The sequence below is a fragment of the Pseudomonas sp. P5_A12 genome, from assembly GCF_056400685.1.
This window is the reverse complement of the sequence record NZ_JBFUKU010000002.1, coordinates 18218-43228: the sequence shown is the minus strand read 5'-3', so window position 1 is coordinate 43228 and position 25011 is coordinate 18218. Positions and strand designations below refer to the sequence as shown.

23 protein-coding genes and 1 pseudogene are annotated in these 25011 nt (G+C 54.5%); 3 read left to right on the top strand and 21 right to left on the bottom strand.

The features are described 5' to 3' along the window. Positions 1-56: 56 nt before the first annotated feature. Entirely contained in the window at positions 57-677 is a 621-nt protein-coding gene (locus AC1DSG_RS00700) for a recombinase family protein (protein WP_175389889.1), read from the bottom strand. Between the two features lie 550 nt (positions 678-1227). On the opposite strand from AC1DSG_RS00700, the pseudogene AC1DSG_RS00695 reads away from it, so the two are divergent. Continuing rightward, positions 1228-2181, top strand: a pseudogene (locus AC1DSG_RS00695) (DUF4113 domain-containing protein); the annotation flags it as partial. Positions 2182-2230: 49 nt separating this feature from the next. Here the strand turns inward: AC1DSG_RS00695 and AC1DSG_RS00690 are convergent. Together AC1DSG_RS00690 and AC1DSG_RS00685 are read right to left on the bottom strand one after the other, a co-directional pair. Then, entirely contained in the window at positions 2231-3658 is a 1428-nt protein-coding gene (locus AC1DSG_RS00690) for a hypothetical protein (RefSeq protein WP_477789137.1), read from the bottom strand. Positions 3659-3730: 72 nt separating this feature from the next. Beyond that, complete coding sequence (locus tag AC1DSG_RS00685) at positions 3731-3991, bottom strand: P-loop NTPase fold protein (RefSeq protein ID WP_477789136.1); 261 nt, start codon at positions 3989-3991, stop codon at positions 3731-3733. 334 nt (positions 3992-4325) lie between these two features. Here AC1DSG_RS00685 and AC1DSG_RS00680 point away from each other — a divergent pair, with 334 nt between their 5' ends. Next, positions 4326-4961, top strand: coding sequence for a recombinase family protein (locus tag AC1DSG_RS00680; RefSeq protein ID WP_477789135.1), 636 nt, complete (start codon positions 4326-4328; stop codon positions 4959-4961). On the opposite strand, the gene AC1DSG_RS00675 is transcribed toward AC1DSG_RS00680, so the two are convergent. The 16 genes from AC1DSG_RS00675 to AC1DSG_RS00600 all read right to left on the bottom strand — a co-directional run bounded on the left by AC1DSG_RS00675 (position 4906) and on the right by AC1DSG_RS00600 (position 18236). Then, positions 4906-5499, bottom strand: a complete 594-nt coding sequence (locus AC1DSG_RS00675) for a hypothetical protein (RefSeq protein WP_477789134.1) — start codon at positions 5497-5499, stop codon at positions 4906-4908. The two genes, AC1DSG_RS00680 and AC1DSG_RS00675, sit on opposite strands and share 56 nt — an antisense overlap. 28 nt (positions 5500-5527) lie before the next feature. Beyond that, a complete protein-coding gene (locus AC1DSG_RS00670) occupies positions 5528-6259 on the bottom strand; it encodes a TraX family protein (RefSeq protein ID WP_477789133.1) in 732 nt (243 codons plus the stop codon). A 10-nt stretch (positions 6260-6269) separates the two neighbouring features. Continuing rightward, a complete protein-coding gene (locus AC1DSG_RS00665; protein ID WP_477789132.1) occupies positions 6270-6926 on the bottom strand; it encodes a transglycosylase SLT domain-containing protein in 657 nt (218 codons plus the stop codon). A gap of 10 nt (positions 6927-6936) precedes the next feature. Next, a complete protein-coding gene (locus AC1DSG_RS00660; RefSeq protein WP_477789131.1) occupies positions 6937-7236 on the bottom strand; it encodes a TrbM/KikA/MpfK family conjugal transfer protein in 300 nt (99 codons plus the stop codon). Between the two features lie 10 nt (positions 7237-7246). After that, positions 7247-8767: a P-type conjugative transfer protein TrbL gene (trbL, locus tag AC1DSG_RS00655; protein ID WP_477789130.1), complete on the bottom strand. Its 1521-nt coding sequence runs from the start codon at positions 8765-8767 to the stop codon at positions 7247-7249. Next, the gene (locus AC1DSG_RS00650; protein ID WP_153438230.1) at positions 8764-8967 is read right to left on the bottom strand and encodes a hypothetical protein; all 204 of its coding nucleotides are present in this window, start codon (positions 8965-8967) and stop codon (positions 8764-8766) included. The genes trbL and AC1DSG_RS00650 overlap by 4 nt, the downstream gene beginning before the upstream one ends. A gap of 13 nt (positions 8968-8980) precedes the next feature. Continuing rightward, the gene (trbJ, locus tag AC1DSG_RS00645) at positions 8981-9784 is read right to left on the bottom strand and encodes a P-type conjugative transfer protein TrbJ (protein WP_477789129.1); all 804 of its coding nucleotides are present in this window, start codon (positions 9782-9784) and stop codon (positions 8981-8983) included. 15 nt (positions 9785-9799) lie between these two features. Next, positions 9800-11209: a TrbI/VirB10 family protein gene (locus AC1DSG_RS00640; RefSeq protein ID WP_477789128.1), complete on the bottom strand. Its 1410-nt coding sequence runs from the start codon at positions 11207-11209 to the stop codon at positions 9800-9802. A gap of 5 nt (positions 11210-11214) precedes the next feature. Continuing rightward, positions 11215-11676 carry a conjugal transfer protein TrbH gene (locus AC1DSG_RS00635; RefSeq protein WP_477789127.1) on the bottom strand — a complete coding sequence of 154 codons (462 nt, stop codon included), beginning with the start codon at positions 11674-11676 and terminating at the stop codon, positions 11215-11217. Next, positions 11676-12572, bottom strand: coding sequence for a P-type conjugative transfer protein TrbG (trbG, locus tag AC1DSG_RS00630; protein ID WP_086799791.1), 897 nt, complete (start codon positions 12570-12572; stop codon positions 11676-11678). The genes AC1DSG_RS00635 and trbG overlap by 1 nt, the downstream gene beginning before the upstream one ends. A 20-nt stretch (positions 12573-12592) precedes the next feature. Next, the gene (locus tag AC1DSG_RS00625; protein WP_477789126.1) at positions 12593-13324 is read right to left on the bottom strand and encodes a VirB8/TrbF family protein; all 732 of its coding nucleotides are present in this window, start codon (positions 13322-13324) and stop codon (positions 12593-12595) included. Continuing rightward, positions 13321-15873, bottom strand: a complete 2553-nt coding sequence (locus tag AC1DSG_RS00620; RefSeq protein WP_477789125.1) for a VirB4 family type IV secretion/conjugal transfer ATPase — start codon at positions 15871-15873, stop codon at positions 13321-13323. Before AC1DSG_RS00620 ends, AC1DSG_RS00625 begins: the two co-directional genes overlap by 4 nt. Continuing rightward, complete coding sequence (locus AC1DSG_RS00615) at positions 15870-16181, bottom strand: conjugal transfer protein TrbD (RefSeq protein ID WP_086799782.1); 312 nt, start codon at positions 16179-16181, stop codon at positions 15870-15872. Before AC1DSG_RS00615 ends, AC1DSG_RS00620 begins: the two co-directional genes overlap by 4 nt. Positions 16182-16186: 5 nt before the next feature. Continuing rightward, entirely contained in the window at positions 16187-16621 is a 435-nt protein-coding gene (locus AC1DSG_RS00610; protein ID WP_477789124.1) for a TrbC/VirB2 family protein, read from the bottom strand. An 11-nt stretch (positions 16622-16632) separates the two neighbouring features. Then, complete coding sequence (gene trbB, locus AC1DSG_RS00605; RefSeq protein ID WP_477789123.1) at positions 16633-17595, bottom strand: P-type conjugative transfer ATPase TrbB; 963 nt, start codon at positions 17593-17595, stop codon at positions 16633-16635. A gap of 266 nt (positions 17596-17861) precedes the next feature. Further along, positions 17862-18236, bottom strand: coding sequence for a transcriptional regulator (locus tag AC1DSG_RS00600; protein WP_120266781.1), 375 nt, complete (start codon positions 18234-18236; stop codon positions 17862-17864). Positions 18237-18488: 252 nt separating this feature from the next. Between AC1DSG_RS00600 and trfA the strand changes: the two genes are divergently transcribed. Continuing rightward, positions 18489-19673, top strand: coding sequence for a plasmid replication initiator TrfA (gene trfA, locus AC1DSG_RS00595; protein ID WP_477789122.1), 1185 nt, complete (start codon positions 18489-18491; stop codon positions 19671-19673). A 1522-nt stretch (positions 19674-21195) separates the two neighbouring features. Here the strand turns inward: trfA and AC1DSG_RS00590 are convergent. Both AC1DSG_RS00590 and AC1DSG_RS00585 read right to left on the bottom strand, forming a co-directional pair. Then, positions 21196-24225: a Tn3 family transposase gene (locus tag AC1DSG_RS00590; RefSeq protein WP_010799689.1), complete on the bottom strand. Its 3030-nt coding sequence runs from the start codon at positions 24223-24225 to the stop codon at positions 21196-21198. Next, positions 24209-24811 carry a recombinase family protein gene (locus AC1DSG_RS00585; protein ID WP_010465829.1) on the bottom strand — a complete coding sequence of 201 codons (603 nt, stop codon included), beginning with the start codon at positions 24809-24811 and terminating at the stop codon, positions 24209-24211. The genes AC1DSG_RS00590 and AC1DSG_RS00585 overlap by 17 nt, the downstream gene beginning before the upstream one ends. Positions 24812-25011: the final 200 nt, after the last annotated feature.

The window sequence follows — 25011 nt, the reverse complement described above, 5'->3', positions numbered from 1 at the left end:
CTGCTCAAGGGCCTGGTGGCTCTGTTTCAACTCGGTGAGTCGATACGTCAGCACCGTCATGAGTTAACGCCAGGTAGCAGCTTCATGCCGTCCGGCCGCAGGCCTCCCGTGGGAGAAACATGCCGGTAGAGTGTCTGCCGGGTGATGCCCAGCTCTTCACACAGATCACCCACCTTGGTTTCCGGCTGCCCCATGGCCGCCATAGCCAGGCGCAGCTTGGCAGCCGTCATCTTGAACGGTCGGCCACCTTTCCGGCCACGCGCACGCGCCGAAGCCAACCCAGCGAGCGTCCGCTCGGAAATCAGCTCTCGCTCGAACTCGGCCAGTGCCGCGAAGATCCCGAAAACAAGCTTCCCAGCGGCGGCGGTGGTATCGATGGCCGCACCGTGACCAGTGAGCACCTTCAAGCCAACACCGCGGGCGGTCATGTCATGGACGGTGTTAATCAAATGGCGGAGATCGCGTCCCAGGCGGTCGAGCTTCCACACCACAAGCGTGTCGCCATCGCGCAGAGCCTTCAGGCACGCGGCCAACCCAGGCCGGTCATCCTTCCGTCCCGAGGCCATGTCCTCATACAGATGTGCAGCAGACACTCCTGCCGCGATCAGAGCATCGTGTTGCAGGTCGGTTGCCTGAGAACCGTCCGCTTTCGATACCCGCATGTAGCCGATCAGCATACTTTCCCCTTTGTAACAAATACGTTCGATTATGTGACAGCGTGCGCGAGAAAGGCCCAGGCGTCAAAATTTGTCACTTAACTCGTCATTTGATCTAAGGCATGCAAAGGGTCTGTCAGGCCAGTAATGTGACATAAATTCTAAGGTGGAGGCGTTTAGGCCCATGCTTGGCTGCGCGATATAGCATGGGGGCCGTTCAGGGCGCTGATAAGCGCAAGCGCGAGAAAGCTCGCGCGGTTGTGCTCCATGATCAGAGCCTTCTGAAATCAGCGCTCAAAGTGGTCTGGCTCGGTCGCCGTACCAGATCGCCGAATTTGCTGGGGGAGTTCGACTCGGTTAGATAGCGGCATCTGGTAGCACCGCCGGACGGCGAATTGATCGCATCGCCCTGCCTGTGATCGCCTACCTACAAGCCCCGCTGTATTTGCAGCTAATCCTGGCTGGCGATGATGGAATGCAGGTTGGCGCGGATCAATGCTGGTTCATTCGTAATTAATGCTGGTTGGCCGGGTCGGTCATTCGCAGTTAATCCTGGTCGAAAACCGCGATGATTGCAGGTCGGGACGTTTTCAAATGCAGGTCACTACAATTAGGCCGCAAGATTCGCACTCAGGTTCTGCGCTGCACCGGCATCCCAGTCGGGGTAGGTATTGCTCGCACAAAAACCCTGGCCAAGTTGGCCAACCACACCGCCAAACGACTGCAAACGCAAACAGGCGGGGTGGTCGATATTTGCGATACCTTCAAGCGCGACTGGGTGCTTCGCAACACCGACGTTGCTGACGTTTGGGGAGTCGGTCGTCGAATGAAAGCTCACCTAGATGCGATGGGCATCAAGACCGCGATGGACTTGGCCAAGGCCGATCCGTGGACACTCCGGAAGAAATTCAGTGTGGTGATTGAGAAAACGGCACGCGAGTTGGCCGGCACCTCATGCCTGGAGCTGGATGAGCCAGATCCTCCCAAACAAGAAATATGTAGCAGCAGAGCATTTGGCGAGCGTTTGACTGAATTACCGGCGATTAAAGAGGCGGTGGCCACTTACATGATGCGTGCATCAGAAAAACTACGGGCACAGTATTCATTGTGCAAAAAAATTCGCATCGCTATCCGCACTGGAATGTTTAACGCAGCAGAAGCGCAATACGCGAATAGTGTAATCGTTGAGCTTCCTTACTTTACCGACGATATTCGAATGCTTACAAAGGCAGCTACCGAGGCAGTTGAGCGGGTGTATCGCCCAGGCTATCGATATAGTAAGGCGGAAGTAATGCTTCTTAGTCTATGCCAGGTGGGTGAATATACCGAGGATCTTTTCGCCAGCTCTCAACCCAATGATTCGAAAAAAGTTATGTCGGTGTTGGATGATATCAACAAGCGATGGGGTCGCGGCACTCTACGAGTAGCAAGTGTTCCATCAAGTCCAGAGTGGGCTATGCGACGCAGCCTTTTGAGCCAGAGCTACACAACGAAACTCGATCAGTTATGGAAAGTCCGCAGTTAGAATAATTTAAGCTAAACCGTCAGGGTGCGCCTGACGGTCCTTCAGGCGACTACGATTGATCAGTTTCTTGCTTCATTTTCTTATCGATACTTAGATATAGTTTTCGATATTGGTCAAATTTGCTCATTCGGGATTGATTAAGTGATGAGCGGCTGGCCAAAGCTAACAATGCGCGATACGTTTTCAAGAAAACTAGATTATACATCGACTGAGTAGTTTCTTCTGAGGTTGACACCTGTCCACACTTTAATAACATTCTCACAATATTTGAAAATTCAGTATCATCCAATGTAGAGAGGTACTTCATATAATCGTCGTCTGACGCAGATGAAATTTTTTCTAGGGTGTTTCTTTTCTGCATACCATTCGATGATGAATATGCTTCGATTACAATGTCGCTAAACGATAGTTCCCTGTCGAAGCTTTCGAAGTATTCGCTTAATTTTTTATCAAAATAACTATTTCTAGGCCACTCATAAACTTGATCTTTTTCTTCAAGGTTTTGTGCGGGCAAAAACTCAGCTATATATCTATCTATGATGTCGTTAATGTAATCTAACCTATTGATATCATAGAAAATAGAAGCAACTGAGTCGAGTTCCCGGATAGAGAATGCGTGAAGTCCAGACGTGATTGCTTCCGAAAACGCCCTGACCACATTCTCTTCATCATCCTGAAAGGATCGATGGAAGGTATCCCAGGCTTTTCGAAGTTTTAGAATTTGGCTCTCATGGAGAATCTTATCTTCGACTGCTTTAATTATGGTCTCAAGCGTATGGGTCTCAACATACCCCTTTTTTATAAACTCAATAATCGAGGCGTCAAATTCATCTGCTTGATAGAAGCCGTAGTCTCTAAGATAGTCGCTTTTTTTTTCTTCTTCTTCAATTCGTTTTTCTTCTTCAGTATCTATTTCATTTCCATTCGGCATGGGTCTTTGTGAGCTACCGTTTAGAATGAAGTTAATATCTACTTTTGATTCTTTTCCGCCATATATTGATAGAATTGCAAGTGGTAATACATGGAAGGCTTGATTAGCGATCCGGTTGTCTGCTTTTTCAATGGGTTTTATAATTAGATTTGCATAATAACTTATCTTCTTTAGAAGGCGGATGTTGTTGATTTTTAGTTTTATGCAGTTTTTGGCCAAAATCTCCAAAACTCCATTTGGTGAGCCGAAAACAATTGAGGCGGCATCTTCAGGCGTGGGAGTAAATTTTATTTCATAGTCGAATACTTTCTCGTGGTAGGAAAAGTATTCGTCTGAGAGTCCTTCTTCGTTGAGCAGCATGATGACTCGGCAGTTTTTGCTCTCAATGAGTAAGGAAACTAATCCCAGCACCTCTCTGTCTTGTAGGTTTGAACCCTTCCTTTCAAAGTCGTCTAATACAATAAGAGTGTCGGTTACGCGGAGAAATTGTAAGGCCTCAATGGCCGGGCCAAATCCTTTGAATCCAAAGGCGGATACTTCATTCAACAAAGAAGTCCCCTTGCGCCACCATACCGCTGAACGAGTACCGAGGTCTTTAATATTGTCTGCTAGGCTTGATTAATTTGGACCTAAATGAGCCTTGTCAGAAAGCACCTTGTTCTCAAATAGGGTTCTTTTTAAATCTTTAAGATTGTTAATGCCAAACAGTGATACATATGAGTAATTGCGTTTTTTAAATGAATCGCGCTTCTCTAATACCACTTGCTCCCATAGGTGTGTTTTCCCTGTACCCCAGGCCCCCTTGAGAATTATGGCTCTGTCATCAGTTTCAGTGGCGTAAGTGCTAAGTGCGTTTTTAATGTTGGCCAGGTAGGACACTTATAATTCCTTGTGATAACGCAGTGGTTGGCAAGGCGCTGAAACGGCACCGCCGTCGCGTATCTGATCTTCAGCGGTGTAGAGCTTATCCGCACGGGAGGCGTCTTGTTGGGCTATCGATCACCAGAGGGAGATGTTGACGCTCATCTGGGTCATTTAAGTGCGGCTGAGTGAGCCGGCTCTTATAGATCCGTATTGCTGTAATGAGCCAGGATAGTAGTATATGGTTCATATGAGTATACCCAAATTGGCTATAGCCAAAGACAAGGAGGTCGCCAATGACCATTAAGTTAAGTCACTGTTCGGGGATAAACCTGCCATGCGAGCTGGACCTATGAAAGTCGCCCGCATTTACATGCGGGTTAGCACCAAGGAACAAGATATTCGCCGTCAAGAAGCTATCACCGAGTCTGCACGGCAGGCCGGCTATTACATTGCCGGCGTCTACCGCGATACCGAATCTGGCGTTCGGTACGACCGGCCGGAGCTGCTACGAATGATCGAGGATCTTCAACCTGGTGACGTAGTGATCGCGGAACAAATGGACAGGCTCAGCCGGGGGCCGCTGGTCGAAGCCGAGCAATTGGTTGCAACCATCCGCAACAAGGGCGCACGCCTGGCCGTGCCAGGTGTGGTGGATCTTAGCGACCTGAGCGATAGCACCACAGGCGTTGCTAAAGTCATCCTGGAGCAGATGCAGGAGCTGCTATTGAAGGTCACGCTACAGCTCGCGCGTGACGACTGGGAGAATCGAAGGGAGCGGCAGCGGCAGGGTATTCGCCTGGCGCAGCAAGAGGGGAAGTACAAAGGGCGCCGCGCTAACAAGGCCCTACACGGCCGTATTGTGGCCTTGAGAAAAGCCGGCCAAACCATTGCAGAAACAGCAAGGCTGGCCGGTTGCAGCGAGGCGCAGGTTAAGCGCGTTTGGGCAGCGCATCGGGCTGAATCTCAGCCTTTACCGCAGAGTTGATCGCTGAAATCAGTACGCCTTGTGGGTACTGGATCAATTCCCCCCGGTAAGTCATATCGCTTGCGTAGTAGGTATCCCCGCCGTTTGTCTTCACCATCAGGTTCCAACCCCACCCGCGACTATCCTGCCCCGTCCCGAATGCGACCTTTGGAATCACCTGGTCAATCGAGCTAAGCCTAATCCAGCTGTAGTCCTCGACCTGGCCTAGAGGTGTCCGGCCCTCATGTGCCAGCGACACGCGAACCCACAGGCCATTTTCAGGCTCGTCGAACGTCAGCCCGGTACCAGGCGTCAGGACTTGCAAAGCGCGCTCGATAACGCTGTGCTTGTCCTCTACGGGCAACGCTGCATAGCCGTCCGGGCTTTTGTCATCCAACGATTCTGGAGACGATGTAAGCAACATGGTTGCAAGTGTTGAGTCGTTCATTTCGAAGTCATAACCAGGCTCGCCGGCCTGTTTTTTTTCTAAGAAAAACCCCTTGATGGTCTCTCTCAGATATATGGAGAGCTTGCCGATTTCTACGTCTGATAGTGCCATTTCTATAACTCCATTTAGCGGCTGAAAATTATGTAAAGAACAAATACCCAGCTTGGCGCATTGGGATTCGCGCGAGCCAGATCAGGGTCAAGTGAGCGGGATAAAAAGCGTAGAAGAACCAACGTAGCCGAGGGCACGGCAGGGCCACGAATGGCGCAACCAACAAGATCAAGATCGAGGCCAGCGCCCATTGGTTGCCGTTGATGTATCCAAGTGCAGCGCAAGACACAAATGCCAGGATCAGTGCCGGCACTGATGGCTGTTTTGTGTAGATCCAGATCGCTACGCCAAAGGCCAGAGCTGGCCACCAAAACTCAACCAGGCTACCGCCTAGGGCAAAGGCCAACCCAGCAGCCAGGTAGCCTTGAGGCCGACCCATTTCGAGTAGGCGCAGCGTGGCGGTCAGGACGAACAGGGTAAAGAGGATATTCAGCGGCCACCAACCGTTGACCAGGCCCCCGAGTGCCAGGAATGCCGGTGAAGCCAAGGCACCGAAAACAGCCAGGCGAATCATGGTGCGACGATAGGCGCCGCTCTCAAGTGCTCCAGGACGAGCCAGGTTGTACGCCAGAACAAAAACGAACAACGGCATTGTCAGGCGGCCAGCGTCGTACAGCCAGGCTACGGTGTCGTTCAAGAGGTATTTGTTGATGTGATCGCCAATCATCAGCACCAGGGCGAGCCATTTCAACGCCTCGATGGTGCCATTGGCAATTTCCGGCCGAGGCCAGGAGGCAATGCGAGCTGCTATCTGATTCATGGCCCCTACCCTATTTCACCATTCCAGGTGCGTACATATCTGCCAATGCGCGTTCGGCTGCCTGGTTGTAGCCTCGGTGGTGGGTCACAGTGACTTTTTTCGGTGCCGCCTGAACAGGTTCCGCCATTGCCGTGATCGCGGCTTGAGTAATGGTTACAGCCTTTTCCTTTGGCGTCCCTTCGACCGTCGCCGTGCCGGCGACGATGGCCGGTGTGCCGGCTGCATTCGGATCGTAGGTAACGAAGCGTTCAGACAACCAGGTTCCCCACTTTTCAGCCCGCTTCATCAGATCGGCCCGATACGGCGCATTGTATTGGGGGGTGCGTGAATGGTAGTTAGCTGCGCGCGTCCACAAATCGCCGGAGTCATTGCGGATATGACCACGCAGCCGCCACGCGGCCAGGTCATAGGAGTAGCAACCTGCCTGCGCAACGTCATCAGCCGTAATGCCGTATTGACGCTCCAGATCGCGCAGGTAGGCGGTATTGAACTGCATAGCTCCTACGTCATCAGTGCCGTTGGAATTTCTCACCCGCTGGCCTGGTTTGCCGCCTTCTTTTTCTGCCACGGCGAGAACCAGGTTCGCGGGCACCTCGTACTTGATGGCGGCCGTAACGGAACAAACGACGCGCTCTTGCATTTGTGGTGGCAGATCAAGAAATGGCATATGTCTTACCTCACATCCGAACTTTGCCGTACTTATCGGCAATCTTGTCACCCCAGCCATTATCACTTTCGCACTGGTTGACAAACTCCCTACGGGCATCCTGAGTTGCATCAGGTTTGAACTTGCCATGCTTCTTTTTGACAATGCTGAAGAAGTCTTTAACCGGGCTGTCGCAGCCGTCAACGGTGCCCTCCCCTTGCAGCATTCCAGCCATGCAAAGAACGGTTTCGCATGGGTCTTTAGCGAAAGCCGGTGCGGCTTGGGCTGCTAAAGCGATAGTAATTAACGTGGCACTAATAACTTTTTTCATGTTTATGTCCTTATGCTTTTCCGTTAACGAATGCGTTAATTTCATCATTGTTGTTGCCGCCACTACCCACGCTGTCGCCGTCGAATTGAGGGGCTACGTCCGGCGCTGGATTGGAGTGTTGAGCAACAACGTCACGGGCTTCCTGGAGAGCTTGTTGCTGATTGATTGCGGCAGCCTGCGCCATGGTTTGTTGGTCTGCGCGAGCCTGGCCGGCAGTACCATTGATTTCAGATGCGAGCTTGCCGCCCACTGTGTTGCTGACTCGTTCATTAGCTGCGGCTGCCATCGAGGATGCTTTTGCAGATAGGCCCTCTTTCGCGCCACTTGCCAAGCTGCCAGCCATATCAGCCGCGAAGCGCCCAGCGGTGCCCATAGCCTGACCAAAGCTAGAGCCGCCACCGCTACCGCTGCCACCACCGCCACCGCCGCCCTCAGATCCGCCGATGTTGCCAGTGTCACCCGCGCCGCCACCTACGCCGCTGCCACCACCACCACCCATGTTCTCTTGGGCGGATTGGAAAGCGGCCTTGAGTGCCGATCCTGCGCCGGCAACGTTAGCGGCGCCGCCCAAGGCCATAGACGCACCTGCGCTGGCAGCACCTGCGGCGATACCAGCGGCGGCGACGGCTGCGCCCATAGCTGCACCGGCACCAAAGCCACCGACCCCACCAGTAGACGCACCACCAACGATCCCGGCCAGCATTGGAGGGATTTTGTTAGTTAGATACAGCAATACCACTGCGGTGATACCCAGCACGCCCAACTCTTTTAGGTTGATGCCTTCGCTCATCCCGGCGTATGCCTGGTCAATAAAGGTCTTACCGATACCAACAAGAAGCACCATCCCCATGAGTTGCACGCCGATCCCCAGGACTGTTTTGTAATAGGTGATAGCTATATCGGAAGTCCAACGGGAACCACCGAAGCCAAGAAGAACAACTCCGCCGTACATAAGAATCCACGCAGAAACAAACAGCAAAAGCATGTTTACGGCCACAAGTGCCAGCACGACCAGGACACAGCCAGAAATTATAATTGCAGCAGCGCTGTCTACCGGAGAGAACGTCGATGATTCATCAAGAGCTTTGAAAAAGATGTCAAAGCCAATATCGGTGATTCCAGAAGGCGTGAAACTCGACGCTCCCCCTGCTGCGGCTGAACCCATCATCCACATGCTTTTGATAACGGCGTCAGATATTGCAGGGCCATTCAATAGAATCCAGTAGAAGAAGCCCAGCGTGCCAAAGAAACGAATGGTTTCAGCAAAGAACTCACCAATGTCCGCTTTACGCAAAATCATCATGCCGTAAGTCCAAACCATACTTATTAGAGCAAGCCCCCAAAAGATCCAGGAGCCATAGGACACCATCCTGGCGCCCCAGGCGCTTGCGGCTTGTTGATATCTGCCCATCACCGAATCCATGATTCCGGTGTCAGCAGCCGCAAGCGCTACTTCGGGGATGAGAAACAAGCCAAGTACGGCTAGTGCCGCCGCACAAGTGGCTTTTCCTGGCTTGGTCATTTTCATCATTTTTTCTCGCTATCCATTGACCAGGTTTTCGGCTGGCTACGAGTAATATTGCCGTCCTGGCGCGGGCACTTGGACGCATCACTTGCAATTGCCGGGTTGGAGCAATTTGGACTGGCTACTTCGTCCTTTTCCTCCTTGCAGCCGCTAACGGCTGCAAGGAGAACTAACAGGGACGCAGTTACAAGGCGTTTGATTTGCATAAATACCCCTTAGTTACTTGAACGACCAGGTAGACGGCTCAGACCTGGTGATGTTGGATTTTTCGCGCAGCTTCGTAGACGAAGCATCTTCTTGAGCCTGGCGGTCGGCTTGTTGTTGAGCCAAGGTTGCTGCGGCCTGATTCTGTGCCAGCAACATGCCGCGGATTTGCAGAAGCTGATTGCCCTGCGCTGCGGCCAACTGGTTAGCCGCTTGAAGTGCCTGCATGTGTCCGGTTGCGCCCGTGGCTTGAGATTGGAGCTGTTGCAGCTTTTGGGCGTCAGCGTTCAGCGTCTGTTGTTGCTGATCGACACTTCTGATTACGTCCGCGTTTGCCCGTTGCACCGCTTCTGAATTTTCAGCACGGCGAGTTTCCAGAGCTTCCCGCTCGCTGTCAGAGCATCCGCTATCCTGGAAACATGGAGAATTTCGGTAATAATTGACGTTTTCATATTTTGACAAGTACCGGTCAATCGACCCGGACTGGTTTTTGTAATATTCAAGGGTTTGTTGGGCGGATACAACTTTGTTAATTATGCTGTTAACTTCGCTCCAGATATAAGCGCCCGGTGCGGCGGTGTTTTGTATCATGTTTTCATATTGCTGTAATTGAGTTGTGTATTCCCTTAATTGAGTCTCATATTGCTTAACCTGCTGTGCCACTTGCTTAACTTGGTTTATTGCGGTGACAGTCGTTTGTCCTAGATTCATGCCGTCAACTACTGGAATGCCTGCCGAAGCCGGCTGGCAAACTACGAAACTAACTGCTGCGGAAAGTGCGAAAACTTTAGCCGCTAAAATGGAATTTTTAGAAAACATAACTTGCTCCTTGCGTTAGTAGTCAAACGACTGATAAGCCTTGGTGAACGTCACGTCTTTTACAGCGACAATGTTAAAGCGATATCCAGGACGAATTTCGATTGTCGGGGAAATGTTCAAGTTTTTAGAGATGATTTGCGCGGACACTTGGCCCAGTTGCTGCCCAAGCGCAGAACTCAATTCGCTGCTAACCGAAGGTTGTTGGTAGCCAACAGAGTTGTTGTCGTCCTGAGTTGCAATGGAAGCGCCTGCGGTGATGCCGGCCATGAACAACGCCGACCCGTAGAGCCGTAGCAGGTGATGATTCACCTTGTCACGGAAGCCAGAGTAGCCGGCCATATCTGCGCCTGGCATTGCTCCAATGTCCAAAGCCTTGCCATCAGGAAATACCAGGCGCTGCCAGGCAATCAGTACGCCTTCTTGACCATAACCAACATCGCTGGAGTAGGTGCCAACCATGCGAGTCCCTTGAGGAATAAGCAGGTATTTGCCGGTGGCCGTGTCATACACGTCCTGCGAAACCTGCGCCATGATTTGACCTGGCAAATCAGAGTTGATGCCGCTCAGCATGATTCCAGGAATGACAGCGCCGGCCCGAATCTCGAACGGTGTAGTTGGAGCTTCCATTTTGGAGTTCAACGACCAACGATCTTTTTTGCCGTTGCCGTCAAAAGTGCCGTAGTCCTTACCGGTGTCGCTGGGCGACGAGGCCAGCGTCATGCCCGACGATCCGCCCGAACGGCCGCCGCCGTAACCACCACCGCTACCGCCGCCCATGTTTCCTTGTACCTGGCGAAGTTGGGCTTGATAGGCCGCATTCGGATCGGTCGAGCGCTGCTGGTCGATTTGCCGGCGAACCTGCGCAATGCGATCAACCATTTCGTCAGGGGTTTGCGGAGTATCGTCAGTTGTTCCAGTGCCGACACGGCTCAGATCCGGCAGGGTGATTGCCGTTTTAGCTCCAACTGCGGTTTGGAAAAGCTGCATTTTCCGTTGACGCAACTGTTCGTCTTCCTGATCTTCTGGCGAGCGTGGGCCGCCATTCCCGCGAGGCGGTTGCGGTGGCGCATTCGGGTTTTCTACGCGAGCCACAGGCACGCCATTAGGCGTTGTAGGTGCTTGCGGATCGGCCGGGGGCAAAAGTGGCGGTTCAGCTTTGGCCTCTGGGATCAGGCCGTCAGCACGGCCCCCAACGATATCGGCAGCCATCAGAGAGCTATCCCCGCCCTTCCCTTGCGCGGTAGCTGCATGTTCCACATTGGCTTGATTGGAACGCTTGACGGCCACCATTGCGATAAGGCCCATAAAGAGCGCGAGAACCGCAATGCCAATCATCAAAGGCACGTTGTTCACCCGGCGCACGCCGGTCTTTTTGCTGGAAGCGCCTGGCGACGAATCCGGCGACATTTGGTCGGTGTCAGCCATGGCAATTACTCCTTACGCGCCCAGGAACCCGCCGCTGCGACAGTCCCGTTTTTTTGTGGAATGTAGGCTCGGCTGATCGGCTGATTGCCCACCACTACCGTGACCCGGTACAGGTCTGCGGCAGGTGCGAGCGAGTCAACTACATAGCGGAGGTCTACACCGGGAGCGAAAGCCGCCTGAGTAGCCGGCTGCACCTTTTTGGCAGCTTCCGGCGCGTACTCGTTCACGGAGTAGCCACGGCCGCGCAGAAGCGCTACCAAGGCCGTTCCGTAGGCATCTTCGGTGGGCTGCATGATGTTCAAGCGAGTCCGCGCAGGCGGATACATAGTGACAAGGTGCGCAACGGTGTCGCTCGCCATGTTTTTGTCATGCGCGGCCGGGGCTGCCGAATAATTCCCGTATGGGGAATTTGTTGCGCACCCACTCAAGCCGGCGATAAGTGCCGAGATCAGGAGAACTTTGCGCATCACTTGGCCTCCCGCTCAATGGTGATTTTGTCCTGGCTCGATCCGACGCCGGCAACCAGAATTGCCTTGTCGAAAATCGTGTCCACCACATAGCGATTGCCCTGGACGCGGTAGTTGACCATTTGCGTTTCAGCATCGCGGAAAATACCGCCGTCGCGACGTACTACCAGGAGGGTTGGAGACTCGCTTTGACGCATGCCATCCGGCATTTCAATGATGGTTTTCGTGCCGTCGTTGTACACACGTACTGGCTTCCAGCGCGCTTTGCCGTCGATGGAATAGTTAAAGTCCAGGTTACCCAGGTATTCCCGGGTTTGCGGAATCGTGTTGTCGTGACGGTCTTTAGCCTCGGCATTCCGGATCGATGCCCACTTGGCAGCAGCATCTTCGGGATACATGAAGCGCGCGTAAGGCATGCTTTCATTGCGAGTTGAACGCAGGCGGAAATGGTAAGTGCGGCGGTCGGTCATCACGACCAGCGCGGTATCCAGGCCAACGTCCAGCGGCTTCAAAATCAAGTGAACGGTTTGGTCTGCACCGGAGCCGCTGATACCAGGCTCTACGGTGAAACGAGGATCGCCACCGTTCAGCGTGTTGAACTGCTCGCCAGGCTGCAGGGAGATATCGCAGACCTGGAGCACAGCGCAGACCACTTGGGTTTGCCCACTGCCATACAGGAAGGTAATGGCGCCGTCGCCGCCTGGTGTCGCGTTGCTAGTCGCTTGGCCGGTCTGCCATTTTTTGCCGATCCCGATAGCTTTTTGCTCCTGCGGGGTCAGCTTCACAGTGTCCGGGGCAAAATACTTGTTTGCCATATCCGCTTGGCTGTCGGCTGCTTGTACAAAACCTGGCAAGAGAACGCCGGCAATTAACGAGGAAATCAGTGTCTTTTTCATATGGAGTGTCCGCCCCAGGATTAAAGTTGTTTCGACCAGTTGAAGTCGCGAATGAAGATGAAGTGCCCGTTCACAAAAGTGTTTCTGTCTACTGACATATCTTTGTTTTGATAGACGTTGATGAGCGCTCGCATGTTGTACGGCTTGCCTTTGAGCGAGCCGTCACGGCTGCGAACTGTCTCAGTCCAATCCACCTGCCAGGTGTCTTTGGTTTGTGGCAGAGCAGATCGAATCTCAACCGACACGGTTTCGTTTTCCGCGCGCTTGAACGGGTTCCGCTCAGGGGAGCCATTGAGGAATTCATTGGCTTTCATCGTTGCCGGATCTTGCGGGGCAAGGTACGCATAAGAGGCCAGCACGGCTTTTCGCTGGAGGCTTACATCTGGAGTTACCAACCGTGTGTTGCTGATGAAGTTTGTCACCGCTGCTTGGTAGTCGGTCAGAACTGCATCAGGCACCCGATCCAGCAAAGTCACGGAAACCGTGTTGGCCGAGGCATCTTGTTGGAACACCATAGGAATGATCTTTGATTGCGCGCCAATGTGAGCAATGCCGCCTACTGCCCCCATGACAATTAGCAGGGAAACGATCCCCACGGTCTGCCATACCTGGAGAGAAGACATAACTCCCATCACATGCCCATTCCACGAACGGCGAGCATTGAGATACGGATTATTGACTTTCTCTTTAGCGGCTAAAGTTGCGCCGGCTACTTCTGTTTCCGCACCTTTGCGGCGATTGAAAATGCTCATGCTGCACTCCTGTAGTTATCAAGGCTCAAGCCACGGTCGCGGAGCCACACATGCACCCACGCATCGCCGTGCTGTTCCTCTAGCTTCTTGATGATTGCTATGTCGTCTGGGCCGGTCGCACCGACGAAGGAGAGAGCCAGCGGGCCTAGTGCAAGGCTGTATAGGCGGCGGCCTTTCTCAGATACCAGGTAGTAATCGCGCTTTTGCTGGGCAGTAGCGATGATTTCAATCTGGCGCAGGTTGAGGCCCATGCGGAGGTAAAGCGCGGTCGCTGCTTCATCACGCGCATACATATTCGGCAGGTAGATTTTGGTGGCCGTGGATTCAACAATGACGTCCAGAATCCCCGATTGAGAGGCGTCAGAAAGGTTCTGAGTTGCCATCAGTACGCGGCAGTTTTTCTTTGCCAGGGTTTTAAGCCACTCGCGGATTTTCTCGCGGAACACTTCGTGACCCAGCATTAGCCAAGCCTCATCGAGAATAATCAGGGTTGGCCGACCATCCAGCGCTTCTTGAATTCGCATGAACAGGTAAAGCAAGACAGGCAGCGCGTAGCGATCCCCCAAGTCCATCAGGTGTTCGATTTCAAAAGTGATGAAATCGGAAATAGAGAGTTGATCCACTTCCGCGTCGAGCAAGTGACCCATAAGGCCGTCAACGGTGTAGTCCTTGAGTGCCGCCCGAATGTCATTGTCCTGAACCATCGCGGTGAATTCAGACAGCGTTCCCGGACGCCCTGTTTCTTCCTCGACCTTGCCCATTTCAAGAATGGTTTCGGCAATTTTGTTGCGCTGTTCTGGCGTGGTTTTGATGTCGTTCAATGCCAGCAGGTCGTCAATCCAGCCCATTGCCCATGCACGGCGCGAGCGAGTCACCAGGTTGGACAAGGGAGCGAAAGCGAGCTTTTCGCCGGCACCTGCCACAACGTAGTGAGACCCCCCAGCAGCCTTGCAGCTCGGATACATCGACATACCCTTGTCGAATGTAAACAGCCTGGCATTGGAGTATCGACGCCATGACATGGCGAGGATTGCCAGGTGCGTAGACTTACCAGCCCGAGTCGGGCCAAACATGATGGTGTGCCCCAAGTCGCGCACATCAATGTTGACTCGGAAAGGCGAGTTACCACTGGTAAGCCCGTGCATCAGCGGCGGCGAGTTAGGCGGCATCAGTGGGTTAGGTGCGAAGTTCTCGCCGGTCCAGATGGTGCTTGTCGGGATCAAGTCGGCCAGGTTCATCGTATTGATGAGAGGCCGGCGCACGTTCTCTACGCCGTGGCCTGGCAGTGAACCCATGAAGGCATCCATGGTGTTGATGGTTTCGACGCGAGCGGTGAACGCCATCCCGTTGATAGCCTTTTCAAGCTGGAGCGCGGCCGTTTCCACCACTGAACGACTTTCGTCCATCAGCACTACGACGCTGGTATAGAAGCCTTGCGCAACCATGCCGCTATTGGTTTCAGCGATAGCCGATGCAGCATCGGCCACCATAGAAACGGCGTCCTCATCGACGGTGCCACCGTTGGTGTTGAATACCTGGTCAAAGAAGCCCCGGATCTTCTGCTTCCATTTCTTGCGAAACTTCTCCAGGTGCGACACAGCCTCATGGTGATCCATGAAGATGAAACGGTTTGACCAGCGGTATTCAACAGGCAGCTCAGCAAGGCGCGTCAGGATTCCGGGCGAGGACTCCAGAGGAAAACCCTCAATGGCGACTACCTGGATGAACTTGCGGCCCAGCTTTGGCGTTACGCCGGTATACAGCTCTTTGCCACCAATCAGGTTGTCGATGTAGATCGGATTGGTAGGCAGCATCACGGCATGATTGATGCCGGTAACGCAGAACTGGAGCCATTGCAGGAACTCATCATGAGTGACGGTTGACCCGTCCTCATTCATGATTTTTTGACCACGCAGGCGCTCCATGGATACAGCGGAAGACATGCGCGATTCGATGTTTTTGACCTCTTTTTTGAAGAAGTCGATCAGGTGATGCGTGCGTGCTTTGTTGTTTGGCTTATCTGAATCGTCATGGAACATCAGCTCGACAAACTTGCGCTCGGCAAGCATTGGCGGGAACCACGTTACGGTGATGATAAAGAAGCCTTCGTACAAATTGCCCAGACCTTCAAAGGTACGGCGACGTTCTTCGTCAATTGCTGCCGATACCGGGTCAGGGAAATTCGATTGGCTTGGATGGCTGTAGTTCGGAGCTGGCCTACGGACTGCATCGACGTGAACCATCCAGCCACTGCCCATGTTGGCCAGCGCCTGGTTGATGCGGAACGAGTTCATTTCCCGCTCTACATCAGTTGCACTGGCGTTGTCAGATCCTTTGTACAGCCACGCAGCCATGAAAGAGCCGTTCTTGCCAACAATCACGCCGTCATCGACGACAGCAGCGTAATTGAGAAGATCGGCAAGGCCAGCTTCGGTTGATTGATGTTTTTTGAGTCGAAGGTCTTCATTGACCTTGCGTACCTGCGAGAGCAAAAACAGCACCAACAGGACGCCCACGACCGCAATTGCGATGAGCAGTGATTCAATCATTTGTATTGCTTCCCTTGAGAGGTGCCGTTTTCGCGGAAGGGAGTGGCACGCGGCGGGTAAAAGGGCTTGTATCGGCGGTTGCGCAGATAGACAAAACGCATAAGAGGGTCAGATTTGCCCATCTTGCGCAGCATCCAAAGCGAGGCGAACCACATGCCCACGCCCAGGAAAAAGGCCAGCCAATCTTGCGCAGCAAAGACCAAGATGGCGGCCAGCAAACCGCTGAACATAACCATTTCACGATCCCCACCCATGAAAAGGTTATGGCGATTGCCGGCCCGACGAATAGGGATCTTGCGTAGTGCCATGGGGTTTACGCTCCCACTACCAAGCGAGCAGCAGCCGAGCGAACAGCCTCGACCTTGCTGGTGATCCAGTCGGCAGACTTCGCGGCCATATCGTGCGCAGCGGTGATTTCAGCGCCTTGGCCGGTGATGGCCGACAAGGTGTTTTGTGCTGCGACGATGAAGCACAACACCAGGACGATGAAGATCAAGGTGCGCAGGAAGCCGTTCATATCGCCGCCGAAAATCAACGTGGCACCGGCGCCAACCAGGCCGACAATCGACGCGGTAAAGGCGAATGGCCCAGTGATGGACGAGCGGATGGTTGTAAACCAGTCATCAAAAGGAAGACCGCCCCCAGCGGTGCTGGACGCGAACGCGGGATGAGCGCTCAGAAGCATCATCAGCGCTGCACCTGCGGCGAAAAGTGCCTTGTTGTTAACGCGGGAAGTTTTGTTTTGCATGGGTGTTACTCCTAGAGGGTGTTGGTGATGTAGTTGCCGTTTTCATATCCGACGATTTCGAGAATCGCTTCTACTCGGCGGACTTCTGACTTCCGGTTGATTTGCACGATTACGTGAACCGCCTCAGCAATCAGCGGTTCAATATCGGTTGGAGCGAGCTTGTTGCGGGTGATGAGGGACTTGAGGCGTTGTAAGGCAGATTCGGCAGTGTTTGCGTGGAGCGTGCCCGCGCCGCCGTCATGGCCGGTGTTCCAAGAGTCCAAGAGGTCGAGCGCTTCTGCACCACGGACTTCACCGACGATGATTCGGTCAGGCAGCATCCGAAGGGTCGTTTTGAGCAAGTCAGTCATGCTGACTTCAAGCGTGGTGTGGTACTGAACACAGTTGACGGCGGAACACTGGATTTCGCCCGTGTCCTCAATGATGAACACACGTTCATTCGGATCGTTATCGACCATTTCTTGAATGACGGCGTTGATGAGAGTTGTCTTGCCCGAGCCTGTTCCGCCGATCACAAGAATGTTCTTGTGTTCGCGTACAGCCTTCTTGATGGCGTCGCATTGCGCTTGGGTCATGATTTCCTGTTCGACATAGCTGTCGAGCGGAAAGACCTTGATGGCGGGTTTACGGATCGCAAAGCACGGAGACGAAACTACTGGCGGAAGCTGGCCGGCAAAACGCTCGTTGCCGAATGGCAGTTCGCCGTCAAGGATTGGCTCTTTTGCCCCGATGGTTTTACCGAGCAAACCGGCGAGCGTTTTCATGGCAGAAGTTGCGCGCCATGCCTCCAACTCCCCAATAACACGACTCGGCTCACCCAAACGTTTCAGCCAGAGCTGCCCATCCGCATTCAGCAGGATGTCGGTAGTTTTTGGGTCATTGAGCGCGCCCTCAACCAAAGGCCCCAAGTCGCGGCGTAGGCGCTCAGTAACGCGCTTTTTGACCGTTTCCAAGTCGCCGTTATGTTCACTCATCGTTTGCTCCAAATTCGTCAAAGGTGCGAATGTGGCAAACGATATACCGAAACTTAGTTAAGGGCAATAACTCAGCATCGTTTTTATCAATGATAAAAAACTTCACTTTGCCTTCCGTGACTTTATCGCTGCACGCATCCCGCGCTATTCATAAAACACCGACCGCTTGCGCCAGGCAGGCGACCGGTTGTGCCAAACACCAATCAGGGCTGAAAAAAAAGACCCCTTGTTAGGAGCCTTGGTTTTAGCCGCTAAAATTTTTGATGTTATGGCGCGTTAGATTTTTCCCGGATCTTTGCAACATTGTACTCGTGCCACTTACGCACCTGGAACGCCTGGTGATTGGTCAGAGTCGCGCAATAACGACAGTAGCCGGGTGGTAGGCTTGATGGCACATGAGTCCCTGCGGCATCGTCCAGAACCTTGCTATCTAAGTCGGTGGACTCCAAAAGCATGGGCAATGGCGTTTGCAGGGCTTCAGCAATGGCCGCAAGGGTCTTGAGGGTGGGGTTGCCCTTCCCGTTTGTAATCTCAGATAGAACAGAAATAGAGACGCCTGTGAGCTTGGCTAGCTCATGCTTGGTCATGCCCCGCTCACCCAGCAAACGCAGGACGTTAGTAAAAAAAATGGCATTATGCACAGTCGGTCGGCGCCTCGATGCAGGGCTAATTTTAGCCGCTAAAATTCTTGACCGTTGAAGATTCTTTAGCTAAAGTATCCTTTGGTTAGCAAATCGTCTCCCGTATAACGGCCATCTTACATTTTGTGCGTAGTTTCGGTAAACGCTATTTTTCTATTTGGCGTGATCCCGCAGGCACAGGCGAGTAAGATTTGCACGGCACGGGGTGACATAGCCGGATTTAGCCGGCTGTTTATATGTAAAGGAGTGACAATGGCCGACCTAACAAACGCCGCTCGAAAGCACATTGCGGAGCTGGTGAAAACCGGGCTGTCGCCCGAAGAGGCAGCGTTGCAAGCTGCAAAGTCTGTTTATGTTGCAGCGACTTCCCTGCCTGGCGTCCAATCGGTTCCTGCTATTGCTACAGCAGTGACCGAATCCAGCATGATTGATTTCGATGCCCCTACACCGTCACCAGGCGCAAGCGATGCGCCGGCCGCGGTAGCCGCTCGCCCCAAGAAACGCACCGTAGCCGACCACCTGGACGCAGCCCTTAGTACACGCAAGCAACCAGAGCTTGCCGGCCTACCCACAAAAGGCACGTCCAAGAAATCACTCCGGACACCGATTGACGATATTGCGGATGCAGTACAAGAGCGGAAGAACAACGAAAAGATGGTAGCGGCCATCACTGAAATGCAACAAATGGAAATGTCGCTATTTCAAGTAGCCCCGTGGGACGACGACCTACGCGCTATCCCGAATGACTGGGGCCGATCGGCTGTTTTCACTACCAGGAACAAGGGGCAAAAGAGAGCAGCATGCGAAGACAAGTTGATCTACCACTACAACCAAGAGATTGAAATCACGTACACCGGGATTGAGCTGCGCGCAGACGATGATGAATTGGTTTGGCAGCAGATCCTAGAGTACGCGAAGCATTCACCGCTGGGCCGGGGTGTGGAATTCACGCTTTACCAGCTCTGCACCGATCTTGGTTGGCACATCAACAAGTTCTATTACAACCGGGCGCTAAGCTGCCTAAAGCGGCTCAAAGCAACGTGCTTTTCGATCAAATCCCCACGGCACAGCACGCTTAAAAACCTTTCACTGCTAGGCGACTTTGACATAGAGAAAGACGGTCAAAAGAGAGCGGTGTGCAAGGCCCAGCTTGACCCGTATCTGGTCGTGCTGTTTGCCAACGATCATTACTCGAAAGTTATGTGGTCGAAGTACCGAACCCTTTCCCCTACCGCACGCCGGATGTTCGATTATTTCGTGACGCACGCAACCCCCTACCCACTCAAGCTGGAGACGTTCCGCCTCATCTGCGGATCAGAGTCTACCCGCAAGAAGAAATGGGCCGAGCAGTCGAGGGAGGCATGCAAAGAGCTGGAGGAAATAGGTCTGGTTGAGAAAACATGGGTCGAGAAGGATTTCATCCACTGCGTTCGCTAGTGGTGGAGACAAATGCGGGACAATTCGGGCAACTCCTAACACTTGAGGGGCCAGGAAAAGGCGGAACTTAACACTTGGGGGGCTAAGCCCCCCTTTTTTCGGCCTCAGAATCGCTAAAACCGTGAGCTAGGCATTAGGTCAAGCCTTTTTGATCGAAATCGCGGCTACCAACAGGGTGTTATCCACCGTTTTTGTGGATAACCGCGTGGATAACCACCATTTTGTACTAACACTTGAGGGGCTACCTGCTAACACATGAGGGGCATCCGACCTAACACATCGGGGGCACAAATGCCGACACTTGAGGGGCCAGGCTACCGACACTTGAGGGGCCGCTATTCTGGCGTTAACCCCTGCAAAATCAATGGTTTGAGAGCCTTTTCGCCGTGCACCTAACCCTTTCTTTTGAACCCCTTCTTTAAACCCTTATCTATAAACCCTGTTTTTAACCAACCGCGCCGAAGGGGGGAGACCCCCCTTCTCGATCCCTCCCGAGCCGCAAGCGGCTCTCCCATCCCCCCAGGGGCTTTGCCCCTCGGCCRCAAGCGTCCTTCACCCCGGAGGCAGTCAACGTCGCTTCGCGCCGCCTTGATCGCTTCGCTACGCAAAGGGAAAAAGCCCCCTTTGCATCGTCGCTTCCAAGAAACCGCAAGGCTAGAAGGCTTCTTGCGCGTTAGAGTCCCATGATGGGTACACCAGAAGGGAGGTGGGTTCTTGGTCGGTGGTCGGATCGTGCATCGAGCTGCCTTTTAGAATAAAAAGCCCCTCAAGTGTTGGCAGAACGTCAATGCCAATCCTGCCGGCCGGGGCTTGTTGGTGGTTGACCAGGTGCTGGCCGTGCGTGCGTCCAGGTCAAAAAGCCCCCCAAGTGTTAAGCGGTTGTTGATGCCGATCCTGCCGGCCGGGCTTGTTGGTGGTTGACCAGGTGCTGGCCGTGCGCGCGTCCAGGTCAAAAAGCCCCTCAAGTGTTAAGCGATTGTTGATGCCGATCCTGCCGGCCGGGGCTTGGTGGTGGTTGACCAGGTGCCGGCCGTGCGTGCGTCCAGGTCAAAAAGCCCCCCAAGTGTTAAGCGATTGTTGATGCTGATCCTGCCGGCCGGGGCTTGTTCGTGTTGACCAGGTATTGGCCGCGTGTGCGTCGAAAACAAAAAAAGCCCCCCAAGTGTCAGTAGAGATCAATGCAGATCCGTACCTAACTGGTCCGTTTTGTTAGCTCGGTACTGACAGAACAGATCGAATCGGCCCCCCAAGTGTCAGGCTGTTATTGTTTGGCTGAGGGTGTTTGGCGATTGATGTAGGGCTGGCCAGGTGAGTTGGCCCCTCAAGTGTTAAGACGGTTCGCGTTTTGAATCTTTGCGCTTGCGAATATCCGCAATGCGAGCTGGTGAGACGCCTGCAAGTTTTGCCAGCACATTGTTAGGAACGACACCTACTAGATGCTCGTAGCGATCTACGCGCGATACGCGCTGATATGGCGTGACACCCAAGAAGGGGTTGTACGCCGGAATCCCAGAAATTTCCGTCAGCCCAGCTCCAGTCCCGCCACGAGCGCATCCAGGTCGATGAACTTGCCGTCAGTCTGGAAGGTGTAATGCCCGTTCAGCAGGATGTGCCGCCAGGCCGCTGGCGACATCTGCGTGATCAACGCCAGCGCCTTGGCATTGCCAGCTGCCTCGTACTTCGTCAGCAGCAGGGACAGGATCGCCGAGTTGTAGAAGATGATCGCGTTGCCGATCAGCCTGGCGCACTGGTTGCTGATCTCGATTTCGATGTCGGTGCGGCCGGTCAATTCCTTCTTCCCACCGACTTGGGCGATGGTCGAGCGTAGCTGGTGATAGGACTCAATGCGGTTCTGCGAGCGGTGAACATTACGCTCCAGTTGCGGGTCGCGCAGGTAGCGCAGTGTGTAGATACTGCGGATGAGCTTGTCGAACTCGAAGATTGCGCGCCGCGTCGGGTTCGGCGCCGTATAGGTGCACAGCTTGCGGATCAGCGTGCCCTGCGTCATTTCCTTCAGGCCCAGTGTGGCGACGATTCGGTCGATGTTCGCCTTCTCACCGACGATGAGTTGCCGGTCGATCTGGCCAGCCGGCCGGATCAGGCATTTCTCGTACAATGCCAGATCATCGGCGCAATACAGCTCCTGCAACTGGTCGTCGAGGTCGGTGAAGCGCGGCTCGAAACGAAGTCCGAACCAGTGCAGGATGGCGAAGTTGGCCTTGTTGATGCTGTGCATGTCGCCGGTGATCGCGCTCGGCACGATGTCCGACGTGTTGCGGTACCAGATGTCGAACACGTGGTGAGCCTCGTACTCGTGTGCGCCTATCAGGTAGCCGTTCAACGGCACGTGATTGCACAGCAGCGTGTAGGCGACGACGCCCTTGCCGCGGCCGAAATATTTGCGCGAGTAGCGCGCCTTCACAGTTGGTCGCTCGACGCCGAATTTCTGCCCATCAACGGCACCGTACAACGAATCGAGGTCGAACGAGTAATGCGGGAAGATCGGCAGTGCGGCGATGGCGTTGCTGATGCAATCGTTGGCCACATGTAGCGTCGCCTGGCGCAGGTACTGCTGGTAGGTACTCTCCAGGACGTGGTACGGGATGTCGCTGGTACGTGCCATAACCTGGTTGCCGTGGTTCATGGCTTGGGCAATGATCACCGCCATCAGACTGTCGGCGTCGGCTACCTTCTTCGCATAGCGTGGCTGCAATGGTGTCAGCGCCGACAGGAACTGGCACTGGCCGTTGACGAAGCGAAACACGTCGGCGACATCGCAGTATGGCAGTTGCTCGTAGAGAGCTTGCTCGCGCGCCTTCTGGTTCTCCCCCTTGGGCTTGCGCCAGGTCAGTCTCTGCGTGTCCTTGTCGTATTCCAGGTGCGTCAGCTTGCCCTGTTTCAGCTCGCGATTGAACGCCACCCATTGCGCACGCAACTCGGCCGCCAGTGCATCGAGCTGGGCACTGACCGGCTGCCGCAGGAAGGGGATGTCCATCTGCGCGAGCACGGCGGCTTTCTCGTCCATCGAAACCAACTCGTCGGACAAATGCCGGTGCTGCAAGCTGTCGTCAATGTAGAGCTCGCCCGCCTGGAAGCGTTTCCTGACCTGACGGTAAAGCCAGAATTCGTAACGATCGGCATGCAGGCCTGTCGGCGTGCCTTCGGCATCGAACATCAGCAGGTACGGACGCAAGCGTTTCGGCAGCGTTGCCGCCGGACATTCGTCGAGTGGCCGTTGTGATAGGCGCTGCTGCTTGGCGAACACGCTCTTGGCCCAAGTCAGCGCCGCGAGCCATGGGTTATCGGGGGCCGTGCCGGCGAAGTCGAGCGCGACGTACAGCGGCCGTAGATGGCGTCGAATGCGTTCGGCCAGGCCGTCCACCGCCTGCCAGTGCAGCGCCAGTTTGTTCAGTGGCTTGACGCTCATGCGCTGCGCCGTGTTTTGCAGCAATTCCCTGGACATGATTTTGTAGGCGCGTTGGCGCACCTCGCCGAACGGCGTCGGATCGGCCACGCTGTCGTCCACGTACAGCGACAGCAGGCGGCCAACCTGCGGCGTTTCCTGATGGCGTCGCAGCTGTTCGGCGACAAAGGACTGTTTCGCACCCGTGCGGCTCTCGTCCTCAAGTTTTTTCATGTGGAAGGCCATCGCGTCGACCAGGTTGTCGGTGAGCTGCCGGTAACGTACCCAGGCATAGCACAGCAGGTAGAGCCGGGTCTGCTCCGCCTTCAGGTGGCGCAGGTCATGGACGGTATAGAAGTTCGCCAGGCTCGCGTAGTACAGCAGGTTCTGCTGCGAGATGCCGAGCTTGGGCAGCAGCGCCTTGGCGATCCCGTGCAAGGACTTCAGCGTGGCGCGCTTCTCGCGCTCCCCTGCCATCTGACGCCAGCCGAAATCTTTAGCGTCCTGCTTGAGCGCTGCCAGTTGAGACAGGGTGTCGTCACGCACCAGGAGCTGGCCCAGCGCAGCTTTGGCCGATTCGTCCAACACTTCTGCCAGCAAGCCGCCCAAGCGCCTGCGTTCGGTGGACAGGGCTTCACTGACCAGCTCTTGTAAGGTGGTGTGGCCGGGCCGGATGATTTTGTGCTCGCTGAGCCAAACGATCAGTTCGGCGGCCACGAATCCTGGCATTACGTCGCGCCGCACGATCTGTTCAGCCTGCTGTGCCAGTTGCGGCAGGAAACTAGCCGCCCACGACCGGTAGCCGAACAGTTCGGCGATCTGACCCCTCTGGCTGTAGTGCTCATGCTTGGTGATCGCCTTGCGTTCGAACGCTTCGCCGTGGAAATAGCGACTCAGCACGAAGGCGCAATCGTCCTCGACCTCATGCCAATCGAAGCGGAAGAAAGCATGCTTGGCCTTGAAGTAGCCGATCTGCAAGACGCAATAGACTTGGGCCTGCAGGCTAGGCCGGCTGCTGGCGAACGCCAGTTCAGATTCGGTCAACGCCAGGTATTCCAGCCGCTGAGCATCGTCGAAGTCCGGTAGGCCGTACAAGGCTTCCTGCTCTGCGTCAGAAAAGACGGTGAGTAGCTTATTCTTGTTGCTCATCGACCGTCCTTCCCGCACCACGCCAACCTGCTCGCGTCAATGTTTCGATCAACGTAGTGCGCTTGACATTGAAGTTGCGGCACACCGCCGCCTTAGACATGCCGCCATCGAGCGCGGCGACGATGGCGTCCAGCTTCTCACCAGTGATCGCCTGCGGCCGGCCGCCGATCCGGCCGCGTTTGCGTGCGGCGGCCAAGCCCGCGACGACGCGCTCCTGAATCAAGGCGCGCTCGTACTGCGCGAGCGCACCGAACACCTGGAACAGGAATTCGCCCGAGGGCGTCGTAGTGTCCAGGTTCTCTGTCAGCGAGCGGAACGCCACCCGCTTGTCCTTGAGCGAAGTCACAATGGCGAGCAGGTGCGACAGCGAGCGACCGAGCCGGTCGAGTTTCCACACCACCAGCACATCGCCGGCTCGAACGAACTCAAGCGCCCGCGCCAAGCCGGCACGGTCATCCTTCGCGCCAGAGGCACGATCCTCAAACAGGTGACGCGGATCGACGCCGGCGGCGAGCAGCGCGTCGCGCTGCAAGTCCGTGCTCTGGCGGTCGGAGTCCGACGACACGCGCATGTAGCCAACCAACATAGGCGGATAACCATCAAAAACAGGTTTCCGCATAATAGTGAATAGCGATAGAGTTTTCCGTACATTTTTGAGGGGGTGTTGCACAGGTAGCACAGCGGCGGCTGACAGCCTGTCGCAAAACAAATGTTTTCCGACAGGTCTTGGCATAGCGCAGGCCCGCCTTGCAGTGTTCTGTGAGTAGCGCTTAGTAAAGACGACGT

Coding starts and splice junctions, on each gene's coding strand:
- trbG (WP_086799791.1), bottom strand. CDS start 12,572: ATGAAAAAGACACTGATTTCCTCGTTAATTGCCGGCGTTCTCTTGCCA.
- AC1DSG_RS00640 (WP_477789128.1), bottom strand. CDS start 11,209: ATGGCTGACACCGACCAAATGTCGCCGGATTCGTCGCCAGGCGCTTCC.
- AC1DSG_RS00660 (WP_477789131.1), bottom strand. CDS start 7,236: ATGAAAAAAGTTATTAGTGCCACGTTAATTACTATCGCTTTAGCAGCC.
- trbL (WP_477789130.1), bottom strand. CDS start 8,767: ATGATGAAAATGACCAAGCCAGGAAAAGCCACTTGTGCGGCGGCACTA.
- AC1DSG_RS00670 (WP_477789133.1), bottom strand. CDS start 6,259: ATGAATCAGATAGCAGCTCGCATTGCCTCCTGGCCTCGGCCGGAAATT.
- AC1DSG_RS00590 (WP_010799689.1), bottom strand. CDS start 24,225: ATGAGCAACAAGAATAAGCTACTCACCGTCTTTTCTGACGCAGAGCAG.
- AC1DSG_RS00585 (WP_010465829.1), bottom strand. CDS start 24,811: ATGTTGGTTGGCTACATGCGCGTGTCGTCGGACTCCGACCGCCAGAGC.
- AC1DSG_RS00635 (WP_477789127.1), bottom strand. CDS start 11,676: ATGCGCAAAGTTCTCCTGATCTCGGCACTTATCGCCGGCTTGAGTGGG.
- AC1DSG_RS00615 (WP_086799782.1), bottom strand. CDS start 16,181: ATGGCACTACGCAAGATCCCTATTCGTCGGGCCGGCAATCGCCATAAC.
- AC1DSG_RS00680 (WP_477789135.1), top strand. CDS start 4,326: ATGAAAGTCGCCCGCATTTACATGCGGGTTAGCACCAAGGAACAAGAT.
- AC1DSG_RS00610 (WP_477789124.1), bottom strand. CDS start 16,621: ATGCAAAACAAAACTTCCCGCGTTAACAACAAGGCACTTTTCGCCGCA.
- AC1DSG_RS00675 (WP_477789134.1), bottom strand. CDS start 5,499: ATGGCACTATCAGACGTAGAAATCGGCAAGCTCTCCATATATCTGAGA.
- AC1DSG_RS00700 (WP_175389889.1), bottom strand. CDS start 677: ATGCTGATCGGCTACATGCGGGTATCGAAAGCGGACGGTTCTCAGGCA.
- AC1DSG_RS00650 (WP_153438230.1), bottom strand. CDS start 8,967: ATGCAAATCAAACGCCTTGTAACTGCGTCCCTGTTAGTTCTCCTTGCA.
- AC1DSG_RS00665 (WP_477789132.1), bottom strand. CDS start 6,926: ATGCCATTTCTTGATCTGCCACCACAAATGCAAGAGCGCGTCGTTTGT.
- AC1DSG_RS00620 (WP_477789125.1), bottom strand. CDS start 15,873: ATGATTGAATCACTGCTCATCGCAATTGCGGTCGTGGGCGTCCTGTTG.
- AC1DSG_RS00625 (WP_477789126.1), bottom strand. CDS start 13,324: ATGAGCATTTTCAATCGCCGCAAAGGTGCGGAAACAGAAGTAGCCGGC.
- trbB (WP_477789123.1), bottom strand. CDS start 17,595: ATGAGTGAACATAACGGCGACTTGGAAACGGTCAAAAAGCGCGTTACT.
- trfA (WP_477789122.1), top strand. CDS start 18,489: ATGGCCGACCTAACAAACGCCGCTCGAAAGCACATTGCGGAGCTGGTG.
- trbJ (WP_477789129.1), bottom strand. CDS start 9,784: ATGTTTTCTAAAAATTCCATTTTAGCGGCTAAAGTTTTCGCACTTTCC.